Annotated in this window: 22 protein-coding genes; 2 read left to right on the top strand and 20 right to left on the bottom strand. The window is 23.2% G+C overall.

Translation table 4 applies throughout. From position 1 onward, the window contains the following. Window positions 1-19 precede the first annotated feature (19 nt). The 3 genes from AACL22_RS01095 to AACL22_RS01085 are packed head-to-tail and all read right to left on the bottom strand — an operon-like array spanning window position 20 to window position 2,544. A complete protein-coding gene (locus AACL22_RS01095) occupies window positions 20-958 on the bottom strand; it encodes a hypothetical protein (RefSeq protein WP_338988949.1) in 939 nt (312 codons plus the stop codon). Window positions 959-964: 6 nt separating this feature from the next. Beyond that, a complete protein-coding gene (locus tag AACL22_RS01090) occupies window positions 965-2,065 on the bottom strand; it encodes a hypothetical protein (RefSeq protein WP_338988948.1) in 1,101 nt (366 codons plus the stop codon). Between the two features lie 17 nt (window positions 2,066-2,082). Continuing rightward, window positions 2,083-2,544 carry a hypothetical protein gene (locus tag AACL22_RS01085; RefSeq protein ID WP_338988947.1) on the bottom strand — a complete coding sequence of 154 codons (462 nt, stop codon included), beginning with the start codon at window positions 2,542-2,544 and terminating at the stop codon, window positions 2,083-2,085. A gap of 293 nt (window positions 2,545-2,837) precedes the next feature. On the opposite strand from AACL22_RS01085, the gene AACL22_RS01080 reads away from it, so the two are divergent. Together AACL22_RS01080 and AACL22_RS01075 are read left to right on the top strand one after the other, a co-directional pair. Continuing rightward, the gene (locus AACL22_RS01080; protein ID WP_338988945.1) at window positions 2,838-3,896 is read left to right on the top strand and encodes a hypothetical protein; all 1,059 of its coding nucleotides are present in this window, start codon (window positions 2,838-2,840) and stop codon (window positions 3,894-3,896) included. Between the two features lie 17 nt (window positions 3,897-3,913). After that, window positions 3,914-4,420: a lipoprotein gene (locus AACL22_RS01075; RefSeq protein ID WP_338988944.1), complete on the top strand. Its 507-nt coding sequence runs from the start codon at window positions 3,914-3,916 to the stop codon at window positions 4,418-4,420. 54 nt (window positions 4,421-4,474) lie between these two features. On the opposite strand, the gene AACL22_RS01070 is transcribed toward AACL22_RS01075, so the two are convergent. The 17 genes from AACL22_RS01070 to AACL22_RS00990 all read right to left on the bottom strand — a co-directional run bounded on the left by AACL22_RS01070 (window position 4,475) and on the right by AACL22_RS00990 (window position 12,862). Beyond that, window positions 4,475-4,654 carry a hypothetical protein gene (locus tag AACL22_RS01070; protein ID WP_338988734.1) on the bottom strand — a complete coding sequence of 60 codons (180 nt, stop codon included), beginning with the start codon at window positions 4,652-4,654 and terminating at the stop codon, window positions 4,475-4,477. A gap of 80 nt (window positions 4,655-4,734) precedes the next feature. Then, on the bottom strand, window positions 4,735-5,187 hold the full coding sequence (locus tag AACL22_RS01065; protein WP_338992946.1) for an IS3 family transposase: 453 nt from the start codon (window positions 5,185-5,187) through the stop codon (window positions 4,735-4,737). A 140-nt stretch (window positions 5,188-5,327) separates the two neighbouring features. Next, window positions 5,328-5,591: a hypothetical protein gene (locus tag AACL22_RS01060; RefSeq protein WP_338988774.1), complete on the bottom strand. Its 264-nt coding sequence runs from the start codon at window positions 5,589-5,591 to the stop codon at window positions 5,328-5,330. A gap of 95 nt (window positions 5,592-5,686) precedes the next feature. After that, window positions 5,687-6,172 (bottom strand): lipoprotein, encoded by a 486-nt coding sequence (locus tag AACL22_RS01055; RefSeq protein WP_338988942.1) that lies wholly within the window; start codon window positions 6,170-6,172, stop codon window positions 5,687-5,689. A gap of 20 nt (window positions 6,173-6,192) precedes the next feature. After that, window positions 6,193-6,819: a hypothetical protein gene (locus AACL22_RS01050; RefSeq protein WP_338988941.1), complete on the bottom strand. Its 627-nt coding sequence runs from the start codon at window positions 6,817-6,819 to the stop codon at window positions 6,193-6,195. Between the two features lie 682 nt (window positions 6,820-7,501). After that, window positions 7,502-8,311 (bottom strand): IS3 family transposase, encoded by an 810-nt coding sequence (locus AACL22_RS01045; protein ID WP_338988940.1) that lies wholly within the window; start codon window positions 8,309-8,311, stop codon window positions 7,502-7,504. 421 nt (window positions 8,312-8,732) lie between these two features. After that, on the bottom strand, window positions 8,733-9,392 hold the full coding sequence (locus tag AACL22_RS01040; RefSeq protein WP_338988939.1) for an ERF family protein: 660 nt from the start codon (window positions 9,390-9,392) through the stop codon (window positions 8,733-8,735). After that, window positions 9,350-10,003: a hypothetical protein gene (locus AACL22_RS01035; protein ID WP_338988938.1), complete on the bottom strand. Its 654-nt coding sequence runs from the start codon at window positions 10,001-10,003 to the stop codon at window positions 9,350-9,352. Before AACL22_RS01035 ends, AACL22_RS01040 begins: the two co-directional genes overlap by 43 nt. Further along, window positions 9,994-10,410, bottom strand: coding sequence for a single-stranded DNA-binding protein (locus AACL22_RS01030; protein ID WP_338988937.1), 417 nt, complete (start codon window positions 10,408-10,410; stop codon window positions 9,994-9,996). Before AACL22_RS01030 ends, AACL22_RS01035 begins: the two co-directional genes overlap by 10 nt. 2 nt (window positions 10,411-10,412) lie before the next feature. Beyond that, window positions 10,413-10,550 (bottom strand): hypothetical protein, encoded by a 138-nt coding sequence (locus AACL22_RS01025; protein ID WP_338988936.1) that lies wholly within the window; start codon window positions 10,548-10,550, stop codon window positions 10,413-10,415. 1 nt (window position 10,551) lies between these two features. Then, entirely contained in the window at window positions 10,552-10,725 is a 174-nt protein-coding gene (locus AACL22_RS01020) for a hypothetical protein (protein ID WP_338988935.1), read from the bottom strand. Between the two features lie 13 nt (window positions 10,726-10,738). Beyond that, entirely contained in the window at window positions 10,739-10,906 is a 168-nt protein-coding gene (locus tag AACL22_RS01015; RefSeq protein WP_338988934.1) for a hypothetical protein, read from the bottom strand. Then, window positions 10,890-11,024 carry a hypothetical protein gene (locus AACL22_RS01010; RefSeq protein ID WP_338988933.1) on the bottom strand — a complete coding sequence of 45 codons (135 nt, stop codon included), beginning with the start codon at window positions 11,022-11,024 and terminating at the stop codon, window positions 10,890-10,892. Before AACL22_RS01010 ends, AACL22_RS01015 begins: the two co-directional genes overlap by 17 nt. 9 nt (window positions 11,025-11,033) lie before the next feature. Continuing rightward, the gene (locus tag AACL22_RS01005; RefSeq protein ID WP_338988932.1) at window positions 11,034-11,318 is read right to left on the bottom strand and encodes a hypothetical protein; all 285 of its coding nucleotides are present in this window, start codon (window positions 11,316-11,318) and stop codon (window positions 11,034-11,036) included. A 515-nt stretch (window positions 11,319-11,833) separates the two neighbouring features. After that, on the bottom strand, window positions 11,834-12,073 hold the full coding sequence (locus tag AACL22_RS01000; protein WP_338988931.1) for a hypothetical protein: 240 nt from the start codon (window positions 12,071-12,073) through the stop codon (window positions 11,834-11,836). A 376-nt stretch (window positions 12,074-12,449) separates the two neighbouring features. Continuing rightward, window positions 12,450-12,680, bottom strand: coding sequence for a hypothetical protein (locus AACL22_RS00995; RefSeq protein ID WP_338988930.1), 231 nt, complete (start codon window positions 12,678-12,680; stop codon window positions 12,450-12,452). A 23-nt stretch (window positions 12,681-12,703) separates the two neighbouring features. Then, entirely contained in the window at window positions 12,704-12,862 is a 159-nt protein-coding gene (locus tag AACL22_RS00990; RefSeq protein WP_338988929.1) for a hypothetical protein, read from the bottom strand. Window positions 12,863-12,982 lie beyond the last annotated feature (120 nt).

Genomic DNA, 12,982 nt, shown 5'->3' with positions numbered 1-12,982 from the left:
AAATAACAAATTACTTAAATTATTTTCCATATAAAACACCTCTTAATTGATTACGATATTTATTTTTTAAATTACTTGGCTTATAACTATTAACTCTTGTTTTTGTTTTCTTAATTGTTTTAATAGTTTGATTAGTTTTGTAAAACATATTTTTAACTGGTGTTTTATATAAATTCTTAATATTTTTAACATCACTTCGGCGTTCACGATACCATTTTTTATTATTAATTTCACCAGCAAAATTAAAATTAAAATGTCCAATTTTTAAATTATTAATAAACTTTTTAATTTGTTGTAATTTTTGAACTGTTGGTAATGTTAATTTAGTAGTTCCTTTGGGATATTTTTCTTTTAATGCTTGTGGCAATCGTTTTTTAATATAATCTCTTAAATGACTAGGTAATCATTTTCTTAATCAATAACGCCAAAATAAAGTTCCTGCATTAGATACAGCATTACTTAATAATTTTCAAATTTCAACTGGAACACTAGGATAAACATATAGACCATAAAATTTCGGATGTTTTGCTGTTTTTGTATATATTAAAATAGTTAAATTACCTGTTAAAGTTAACTTATTTGTAATATTAAACATACCACTATCAAGTCAACTACTATTTAAAAATTGTCAATTAGTATTTAAATAATTTTCATTTTTAAATTGTTCTCTATTTTTAATATTATTATCTTTTTCTAATTGACTTAATATTTGTTGAATTTCTTTTTTATGACCTTTTTTAATTAAATCTACATAAGTAGAAGGATTTAATCATTGATAAATATCTTCAACTTTATTTGTAATTTTATTATATTTATCACTAATATAATTAATTGGCTTTAATATTTTATTTTTAACTTGATTAACTCTATTAATTAAATTTACAAATTTACTTATTAAAGGTTTATTTTCTAAATTAGATACTAATAAAGTTAAAACGCGTAATATTAGTAAATTCATTTTATATTAACCTTGATTATTTGGTTTTGATTCTGGTTTTGATGCTGAAATTAGATAATCAACTGGAACTCTAAAAGTTTTATTTAGATTACTTTTAGCGGCAGTAATTTCATCTTGGCTTGGTTGTTTTTCCAAAATAATTTTACATGTTTTTGGATATAAAATTGTTGGTGTTGCATATTGTACTTTACCAATTCATTTAGGATTAGCAGTATCATTATTTAAAACTTGTTGAATAGTATCCATATTAATTGGATATGCTCATACTTGTTTATTAATAATTAAACCATTTACATTAGTAAAATTATAACCTTTATCACGATTAACTTGTCCTTTTGTATATGTTTTTTCTAAATGAAAACTTTTAGACACAGGAATACCCATTGCAGTATTTTCATATAATTCACCATTAACCATTGCTTTTAATTGAGCTTGTGAACCAATTACTTTTAAATAAGCAGGTGTTAATCCTAAATATGCTCTTCGTCCTAAAACCATAAACATTTTATCTGTTGGTAAACCAAAATATAAATTACTAATTTGATTTGTTAATTCAATCAAAGTTTCATTTAATGTAAAGAATGCTTTATTTGCATCATCAGCATTTTCAGCTGTATAACTACGAAATGGAATTACTTCATATTGACCATCTGCTAAACAATAATCATAAATAGCCTGAATTAATTCACATTCTAAATTAACAAATTTATTCTGTACAACACTAGAAATAGCATCAGCAATAACGCCATTTTTAATATTTTGTTCTATTAATGCTAAGTCAAAAGCTTCATTCATTAATTTTAAATTAAATCTTTTATCAATAGGAACTGGAATTCTTGTTAATCCCATTGTTTGAGTTGTCCCACCATTTGGTAATGAATAATCATCTTGTCATACCACACGATGAGTTAAATTATATAGTGCTTGTCCTGCATTTGGTAATCAAGCAACTTGTTCTGCGGTTGCTGTTGCATACTGCATAATACTTGCATATTCATTATATAAAGGTCCACGCAATAAAGCATTAACTATATCAACATAGGCTTTTTGTCCTGTTGTATTACCCTGTAATATAAAAGGTACTTGTGGCAAATTAATTGTTGCCATAATATTTCACTCCCTTATTATCTAAGGTTTTTAAGTGTATAATCAGTTATTTTTTTAATTTCATCAGGAGTATATGCTCCTTTTTCTTTAATAGTTTCAATTTCATTATTTTTATTTTCAGTAGATTTCTCAATCATTTCTTTAATTAAATTACCAGGTGAAACTGAAGGTTGTTCTTGTACAAACAAATCAGGTTTTAATTCTTTTAAAGTTTGCATTTTTTCAGATAAAGAACTACCACTAACTTTTTCTAAATTAGTTTTAATATCTTTAATTTTAGTAGATGGAACATCTTTAAATGCTTTTAATTCATCTAATTCATTAGCAACTTTTAAATAATCTTCTTTTGAAATAGTATCTTTTCGTTTTTGTATACCTTCAATAATTTGTTTTGTTTCATTATGAAATTCATTTAAAATATTATCTGCAATTTCTTCACTTAAACCTTGTTCGATTAATTGTTCTTTTGTAAGTGCCATTTTATAAACCTCTCTTTTTTAAGGCGGAAAGCATAAACCGTAAATTACTTTTTTGTTAAAAGGATAAACCGTTAACATTATTTTACACTATTATTTTAATAATACAACTATTAATATAGAGAAGAAGAAAATATAACTTAATATATTTTACTGCTAATTTAGCCCTTAAAACGCGTAATAAGAGTATTTTAAAAGATAAATTTATTAAAATAAGCGCTAATTTTGCTTGTATATATATAATGCAGGTAGATCTTGAGTAAGGTTTCAAGACTAAGAAAAGGAGAAAAACAAGTATGAAAAAATTACTTAGTTTATTAAGTGTATTAACAATTAGCGGAACTGCTATACCAACAATAGTTGCAAATAAACCATATATAATAACAGTACCAAATGATAATGAAACAGAAAAAATTAATATAACTAGATTAAAATCAATTCCTTTTATTGTTTATACAGAAAATTTAAATACAGAAAAAGAAATTGCTCAAGAAATCTTATTGGGATTAATGACTAATAATTCAGAGCAAGATGTTTTTGTTGATATTTATTATTCTTTTTTAGAAAATAATGAATGATGAAACTTTAAAAGTGTAAATTTGAAAAATCCCGAACCAGGTAAATCTGAAGAATATAAAAATGCAACTTTAATTGCAAGCGTTGATAATAAAAACTATAAAGGTGCTATGGTCTTTGATGTTACTTTAACAAATAACAAAAATTTTAAAGATGTTAAATTAGATACAAGTTTAACAAATAAAGCTTTAAGATACATTCAAGATAGAAGCAATGACCCTTCTCGACCCAACATAGGACCAGTTAATGAAGAAGTTTATATAAATTGCGAGAATGGCGTTACCAAAAGTGTTATAGAAGATAATTTCGTTTCGGTTGATATTACAAAATATGCTTCATCAAAAGAAGAATTTTTGAAGTATTATTCGTCAATTATTTTAGAATATGATTATGGGTCAAATTGATGAACAGATAATGAAGGGTGATCTTATTCTGGTGGAAAAAACATTGGTTTCCCATTAAATAAAATAGTTACTATAAATGGAAATGATTTAAAAAATGGTTTCAATAATATGGAAACTTATAATGATAAAAGTAATTTAAGAAAAGGACAACTTTGACATAATGTATCATTAGAATGAAATGAAAATATTTTTAAAATGAAATTTGAACTAAGCGGTAATGTATGATGAACACCCGGTTCAAGACATGATCATGCTGTTTTAGGGCAACTTAGAAATGTGAAGTTAACTCTTAAGACTTCTATTGTTAAATATAATGATTATAATAAAGTTATAGTAGAAAATAAAAAATTATTAACAAATAAATTAGTTAAATAAATTAGTTAAAAATAAATATGAAAAAAATACTAAGCATTTTAGTAACAATCACTTTAATTGGAACAAGTACAACAAGTTTAGTTGCTTGTAATACACTACAAAAATATTCACCAGAAAAATTAAAAGAACTTAAAGAAAAGAAAAAAATAGATACTAAAAACCAAGAAATCAGAGATAATTTAGAATGAATAGCACCACAAGAAAAACCATTTAATATTGTTGATAATAAATGATATTATGTAGTATGGCGTAGTAATAAAAATGATAAGTGAAGAATTAGTAAATATAAAAATAATATAGAATTAGACTATAATAATGATGTTAATATTGATGGGGTTTTATTTTTAATAAAATTAACAAAATCTCCTAATGATTTAGTAATTAAAAAAAACAAATATTATGTTGCTCAATGACTTTTAGATAAAAATAATTATTTTAAATCAGTTTATTGTTGAAATTTAATTATACAAGAACCTGATTTAATTATTGATAAAGATGGTAATGTAAAAGTTAATGGAGAATAGAAAAAAGAGATTTGTTAGAGTGCACCCATTTTAGTAAGTACTAATAAAAAGTATTTACTTTTTTTTAATTATATCTTTTTCTTTACGATTTGAATATCATGTATTTCATTTTATAACATCTTGTATATATTCTTCATGTGAATTATATATTTTATTATGGATTGTAGCTTTCTTAAGTAATGAATGAAAACTTTCTATAACAATATTATCTGCACAGTGGTAATTTTTTCCCATTGAAATTGTAATACCGTTAGATAAACATTTATCGTGATAAATAATGGATGTATATTGATATCCGTGATCTGAGTGAATTATTATTCCATTCAGATCTTTTTTATTAATTTTATTTTATTAATTGCATCATTTAAATTATCCATTACTAATTTATTGTCATTATATTTAGATCACTTTACATCAACTATTTCTTTAGTATATCCATCAATAATTGTTGATTGATAATATCTTTCTCCTTTTCAAATTAAATATATTACATCAGTATATAGTACTGAAAACCTTGTTTTTATATCATTGAATTTACGATTAATTAAATCAGGATATTGCAATAAGCTTTTTTCTTTATTCTGTTTATATTTCATTTTTCTTCTCATTTTTCTTACATATTCAGATTGTATTTGATTATCACGCATAATTCTTAAAACTTTTTTTGAATTATATTTTATACCATAATCTTCCTTTAAATATTTAGTAATTCTTCGATAACCAAATTGTTTTAAATTTTCTTCATAGACTTTTACAATATCATTTATTGCTTTTTTATCTTTTTTGCTACTGTCATAATTTTTATATTTATCTCAATAACTACGTTTTAACCCTGTTACTTCTAGTAATAATTTTATTGAATATTCACAAAAATTTTGTTTAATAAAAGAGACAATTCTTAGTTTGCTTAATTGTAAAAGTCATGGAGCTTTTTTAATAATTCATACCTTGTTTTATAATATTCTAAATTTCTTTTGGCAAAAGAAATTTTAGGTCCTTTAGGATTGTTTAATTTTCCTTTTTTATGATTTGCTCATCAAGATTCTACTGTATTTGCATTTATATTATATTGTTTTGCTACTATTCAACAACTTTTTTGTTTAATTTCCTCAATGATTTTTGTTCTAAATTCTGATGTATATTTGTTATATTTTTGTCCTTTTTTTGCCATATAAAAATGCACCCCCTATAAAAATTTAGCAAAATCTTTTTTTATTTTACTTACTTTTTTGGGTGCACTCTATATAATTCTCTTTTTATTATTTATTATTCTTTAACTTTTAAATTACCCTCTTTATCAATTTTAGGTAAATTGGGTTCATCATTACCTAAATATTGATAAATTCCTTTAAAGTTGCTAACTCCTCTTTCTCACGATGAAACATTATTTCAATCTCCATTAGAATTAATAAGTCCTATTGTATAGTATTTTCTTTTAATATCATTTACATTATTTGTTAATCAACATACTATACTTATTTTTGAATTCGATGTTCCAAAAATATAATTTGTCTTAATTTCTTTATTTTGAAATTTAAATATTTCTCAATTATCTTCTAAATTTAATTTAGCAATAATAATATATCACTTATTATCAGCTACATTAAATTTTTCTTCTCTGTAACATATTCTTTCAAAATCACCAATAGTTTCTTTATGACATTGTTCTATATTGGGATTACAACTAATTAAATTAAAAGTTGGTGTTCCTATTAAACTAATTGCACCAATAATACTTAAAATCTTTTTCATTTAATATTTCTTTTTTATTATTATCAATTAAGTGATTCTACTGAAACAATATAATCAACAAATATATATCCTGTATAAGTATTTGTATCAGAAGAATTAATACGTGCTCTGTAATTACTAATACTTTCAACTTTGATTTTTGTGATATCTAACTGTGGATTTAATTGTTTTTTTTTTTTTTTGATTTGTTGTTCTGTTGGATTAGATAAATTTTCAGTTATAAATTCACCTAGATTACTATTTGTAATAATTTTATTTAAATTAATATTAGATATAAAATTAAAAACTACTTCACCGCTTAAAATATCTTTTCTTATAAAAGATATTTTTGCATTTCTTGAAGTTATATCTTTAACTTCAAAATCATTTATACTATTTTTTAAATCAGGATTTAATTCTTTTATTTTATCTTTAATTTGTTGTTCTGTTGGTAAATTTAAATCATTAACTCTAATTGAGCCTAATTCAAAATTTTTAAAAATTGATTTTATTGACCTACTATAAGTAATATTTATTTCACCAGTATAAATACTTGTATCATTTGAATTAACTTTAGCGGTATATGTTGTAATATCTATGACATTAATTTTATTAATATCTAACTGTGGATTTAATTCTAATAATCTAAGATTAATTTGTTCTTTCAAACTATTATTTAATTTTGATACATCTATTTCTCCTAAATTAGTATTTGTAATAACATTGTTTATTGGTACAGATTTATCAACTGTAAAATTAATTGTTTTTTTACTACTATAACCAGTTATAGTGATTACTCCACTATTTTCAGTAATATTTGTAACATTAATGTTATTAATATTTACTTGGGGATTTAATTCCTTTACTTTTTCTTTAATTTGTTGTTCTGTTGGTTTGTTAGACCCATTAGTTTTAAATACATGTTGATATTTATTATTTATTATTGCATTTCTTCTTACTCTATTTATTTTTTCTATACCTAAATTTCCTCAATTTAATTTATTAATATCATTTTCATCATCTTTTTTTATTTTTTTTCATTATTTTTATTAGTACAAGAACAAGAACTTTCAATCAAAGGTGCACCCCCACTAATTGTTAACAAACTTAATAAACTTACTATTTTTTTCATACTTGTATTTCTCCTTTTCATATCTTGAAACTTTTTATCAAGATTTACTTGCATTATATATATAATCAAGACTAAATTAGTTAATAAAAATAAAAAAGTGCCAATAATAAACACTTTTGTTGATATTTTGATAAATAATTATTCATAGAAAAGATTACTACAAATATTTTACAAGAAGGATAAGTAATTTATTTAATTTAATAAATTACTTAGATGAATTATACAATAAAAAAGAGAGAACTGTAGAGTGCACCCATTTTAGTAAGTACTAATAAAAAAGTATTTACTATTTTTTTAATTATATCTTTTTCTTTACGATTTGAATATCATGTATTTCATTTTATAACATCTTGTATATATTCTTCATGTGAATTATATATTTTATTATGGATTGTAGCTTTCTTAAGTAATGAATGAAAACTTTCTATAACAATATTATCTGCACAGTGGTAATTTTTTCCCATTGAAATTGTAATACCGTTAGATAAACATTTATCGTGATAAATAGTGGATGTATATTGATATCCGTGATCTGAGTGAATTATTATTCCATTCAGATCTTTTTTTATTAATTTTATTTTATTAATTGCATCATTTAAATTATCCATTACTAATTTATTGTCATTATATTTAGATCACTTTACATCAACTATTTCTTTAGTATATCCATCAATAATTGTTGATTGATAATATCTTTCTCCTTTTCAAATTAAATATGTTACATCAGTATATAGTACTGAAAACCTTGTTTTTATATCATTGAATTTACGATTAATTAAATCAGGATATTGCAATAAGCTTTTTTCTTTATTCTGTTTATATTTCATTTTTCTTCTCATTTTTCTTACATATTCAGGTTGTATTTGATTATCACGCATAATTCTTAAAACTTTTTTTGAATTATATTTTATACCATAATCTTCCTTTAAATATTTAGTAATTCTTCGATAACCAAATTGTTTTAAATTTTCTTCATAGACTTTTACAATATCATTTATTGCTTTTTTATCTTTTTTTGCTACTGTCATAATTTTTATATTTATCTCAATAACTACGTTTTAACCCTGTTACTTCTAGTAATAATTTTATTGAATATTCACAAAAATTTTGTTTAATAAAAGAGACAATTCTTAGTTTGCTTAATTGTAAAAGTCATGGAGCTTTTTTAATAATTCATACCTTGTTTTATAATATTCTAAATTTCTTTTGCCAAAAGAAATTTTAGGTCCTTTAGGATTGTTTAATTTTCCTTTTTTATGATTTGCTCATCAAGATTCTACTGTATTTGCATTTATATTATATTGTTTTGCTACTATTTAACAACTTTTTTGTTTAATTTCCTCAATGATTTTTGTTCTAAATTCTGATGTATATTTGTTATATTTTTGTCCTTTTTTTGCCATATAAAAATGCACCCCCTATAAAAATTTAGCAAAATCTTTTTTTATTTTACTTACTTTTTGGGGTGCACTCTACTGGTGATAATTTTTCAACATTTAATTCTTCTTTTAATCAATTTTTACCTTTTGAAATAATATCTTGTTCTATTTTTGTATTTGTAATAAAATTTTTAATATTATTGAAATGCTGTTCACTCATTCAATTTGGATTTGAATTGTTAATAATTTCTGTTTGTTCTTTTTCTTGTTTAGAATTAATTTTACTTACTTCACTATTATCGGGGTCTAATTCTTCGGTTGGTAAACCTAATAGTTTGCTTAAAACATATTTAACTCCATAAGTTAATGCTGACCCAATACTTTTAGCGGGGTCAGTATTTTTCCCTGTAAAAGGTCAATAAGTTTTAATTTCTTCTGTTTCTTTACATAAAGTTAATTCCATTTCAAAATATGGTATATCATTAATTACTTTTAAAGTATCTTTCACATAACTCCAAATATATGTAATATGATGCTTTTTAAATTCTTTTTTAACTAATTCTAATACTTGTGCTTCACCAAAATAGTTATAAATTGTTCTACCTTTCATTTGCATTGTTTGGTTTTTTTCTAAATATAATGATAAATCGTGTTGTATTTCATTAATACTTGCTATTAATGTTTTTTTTAGTTTCTTGTGGCATTTTCTCATTCCTCTCTTTCTTGTCATATTAAAATTGCTTCTTTAATTTGTTCTAAATTTTGTTTAGTAATATCAACTTTTTCTTTAATTACTATTTTTAATTTTGGATTTATAATTATCATTAATATTTTTTTATTATCTATACAAAAGTCTTTTTCTAATAAATAATAAAGTTTTAATTGCCAAATATAGCGTTCAATATCTGTTTTCTCATTAGAACTAGTAATTTTTCAATCACATATTATATATTCATTATCAGTTGTTATTCCAATAAAATCAGTTGTCCCACACATTAAAGGACTATAAAGTGTTTTTTCAGTTTCATAATATTTAAATTTAATATCTTTAAAAGTTTCTTGATATAGTTTTGTAAAATTTTTAAATAATTCACGATGTGATTTTATTTCACAATCAATAAATTTAATTAATTCATCATCAAAATTATTTTTTATTCAAACATCAATCATATTATGTAAACATATTCCACGATTTTGTGCTAATTTTAAAATATTCTCATCAATTTGTGAAAAATCTTTTGGCACTAAAATATTAACAATTTTACTTACACTAGGTATTAAAATACTATACTTATGTAATTCATCATTAAAAATATATAAAGGTTTTAAATCTAATCTCATAAAATTGTTTCATCATTACCAATATTTTGATTATCATTATTAAATAATTCTTTTGTCTCAGATGAATTAAATTCTATTTTTTCTTGTGGTTTATCAGATTTTTTTAAATCATTATTTGTATGTAAAAATTCATAATTAGATACTTGAACTATTCATTCAGTTTTATTATCTTTATTTTTAAAAGATTTTAAAACACCAGTAATTGCTATTTGACTACCTTTTTGACAATATTTTTGTAAAGTAATTGCTTGTTTATTTCAAACTTGACAAGGAATAAAATCAGTTTCTTTTTGTTTTGAATATGGGCGAGTAATTGCTAAATTAAAAATAGTATATTCTTTTCTATTACTTGTTTTCTTAATTTCAATATCTTTTGTTGTTATACCAATTCCAATAAATTTATTCATTATTAAATTTCCTCCAAATTCTTTTCTTCAATTAAACTATCAATATATTCATAAGCACTTTCTTCTGAATGACATTCTTCTAATGCTTCATTAAATAAATCTTCTTCGGTATAAACTTTGCCATTTTCATCTTTTCACATATTATTCACATCCTTGTCATTTAATATTTTCATTTTCTAAATCAATAATAGTTGTTAATCATTCTTGTTGATTTTCAACATTAGCAGTAGTTTTTGCTTCTTCTAATGTATAAAAACAGCTCGTTTTAAAATCACTATATTTACTTTTCATTACCAATAAGTATCTTTTATTCATAATTTAATTCCTCCTAATTCTTTTTAGTATTTAATGCTCAATGTTCATCTGTAATATCTTCAAATGATACTGAATAACTTTTAAGCATTAATTCACTTAATTTATTTTCTTGATTGCATTCTTTATGAAAACAATAACCTCAATATCTTTGTTTAAGACAAGTTTTATTTAACTTTTTCATATTTATTTAATTTCTTACTATTTTCTATTCTTGCTCTTTCATTAGCACGCTCAATTTTTTTCTTTTGTAATTGCTTTTTACTTAAAAACTTTCAAGGTTTTTTATTTAACTTTTTCATATATACCTCCTAAATTATTCCTTTGATTTTTTTCTCAAATTGCAATATTTTTCAACCATCAGAAGCTAAATCTAAAATATCGTTAATTTTGTAATATTGTATATAAGAAGCAATAACATCTCATTTATCTTTAAATAAATTTAAGTACATTTTGGCTCATTCTAAACATTGCAAATCATAATGTTTTTTATGATGTGAAATACGACAATTAATAGGTTGACAATTAACTCAATAAAATGATGTTGTTATTTCATTTCAAGTTTTATTAATATATTTACTTTTATATTCTGTCATTTATTTTTTCCTCCTAGTTTTAACTCGCTGGCACTCACTCCCAAGTGAAAGTGCCAAGCGAGAATTAGTTATATAAGTATTTATCTATTTATTTACTACGCCATCCGCCTCACTGGGGTGAGCGGTGGCGATATGTTAATTGTTTGAATGTTTAATAATCCACAGTTGTTTTTTAATATTGACGCCAGATATATATGTCTTCCTTTATCCGTGCCCATTTGTGCTTTTGCTCTGGGATTTGACGTTCAGTTTTTAAATTAAAAATTCACTCGCATTTTAAAGGACCAAATGCTATAAAACTCCAACCAACCACACTTTTCGCAAATTTAATTGTAAAGTCACTATCTCTATTTTTATTGTCGTTTGATATTAACCTTGGACTTATCACGACTATCGCTTAGTTCTAATGAACCAGCGCCGATTTACATTTTTCCTCATACACTATTTCAGTACTTGCCTCGGCCGGCGGTGGAATAAAAACACTTAGTTATTTAAAATAACCGTTCCGCTCTGCATTAAGTTGTTTTATAAAATTTAAGTTTTAATAAACCAGTTTCATAATCAAAGATAATTTTTGAATTTTCTAAGCGTTTATAAAACCGCTTTTGTGTTTTATCTTTTACTTTATTCAATAAATCTTTATGTTTTTCACAAGTTCATAAAACTTTATTTGATAAAAATTCTTCGGTAATGAATGATATTGCTTTATAGCAATTATCAACATCACATATTGTTTGTTGCTTATTAATTTTCATTACCTACTCCTTCCTTTATTAAGTTTTTTTATTAGCAAATTAATTAACTGAAACAGAGAAATGACAACACCTAAAAATTGGAGAAAAAACAGGTACACTTTATAAAGATTTCTAAGATATTTAATAAATATGTAAACAACTTAAAGAGGGTATCAAAAAGTTGTAATAAAAAGTTTCTATTTTAAGAATTTAGGATGCTGTCCTTTCTCTGAATCAATTAATAATTTTTGTTTTACAAATAAAAAAACCATTTTAGTAAATGGTTTATTATTTTTATTCAATTTCTATGTATTTGTTAAAACCCTTCTTTTTTTCCATGCGACCCATTTCCTAGTTTTAATATTATCGTAAAAAATTTAACATAAAACTTATTAAATTATAGAAGCGTTGCAATGGCACCAAGATTAGCAGATGCTATTGTAAACATATTTATTAAATTATGGCCTGTAAAAGTTTTATTAGTAGTGCGATCAAAAGCATCACTAACATAGTAAATGGTTTCATCCGGATTATAATCAATCAATATTGCTATTATAATAACAACATGTTTTACTTGACTATTTGGTCATCAAGGCGGACTGTCTTTAATGCCAAGTATTACTGGCATATCATTTTTAAGACTAAGTTTAACTAAATTTTGTAATCATAGTTTTTGTTCATCTTTTTACCAAAATTTTGTTCTAAGACATAATTTTGATATTCTAAAAAATTTGGATGTAGTTGCAAATTAATATGTTTATTTAATATTGGAATAGCATTCACCATCAAAGTTTCATCATTTGTTTTCATTTCATTAGCTAATTCATCTTGCGATAATAAATCATTATTATTTATGTAACTAATAATAGATTTAACTGTTGCTGGAACACAATAATATTTTTGCTCTTTTACTTTTTTTCACCAAACCAG

The sequence above is a fragment of the Spiroplasma endosymbiont of Seladonia tumulorum genome (assembly GCF_964020235.1).
Taxonomy (GTDB): Bacteria; Bacillota_I; Bacilli_A; order Mycoplasmatales; family Mycoplasmataceae; genus Spiroplasma.
Note: the sequence above shows the minus strand (reverse complement) of the source record. Positions and strands in the feature narration are given on the sequence as shown.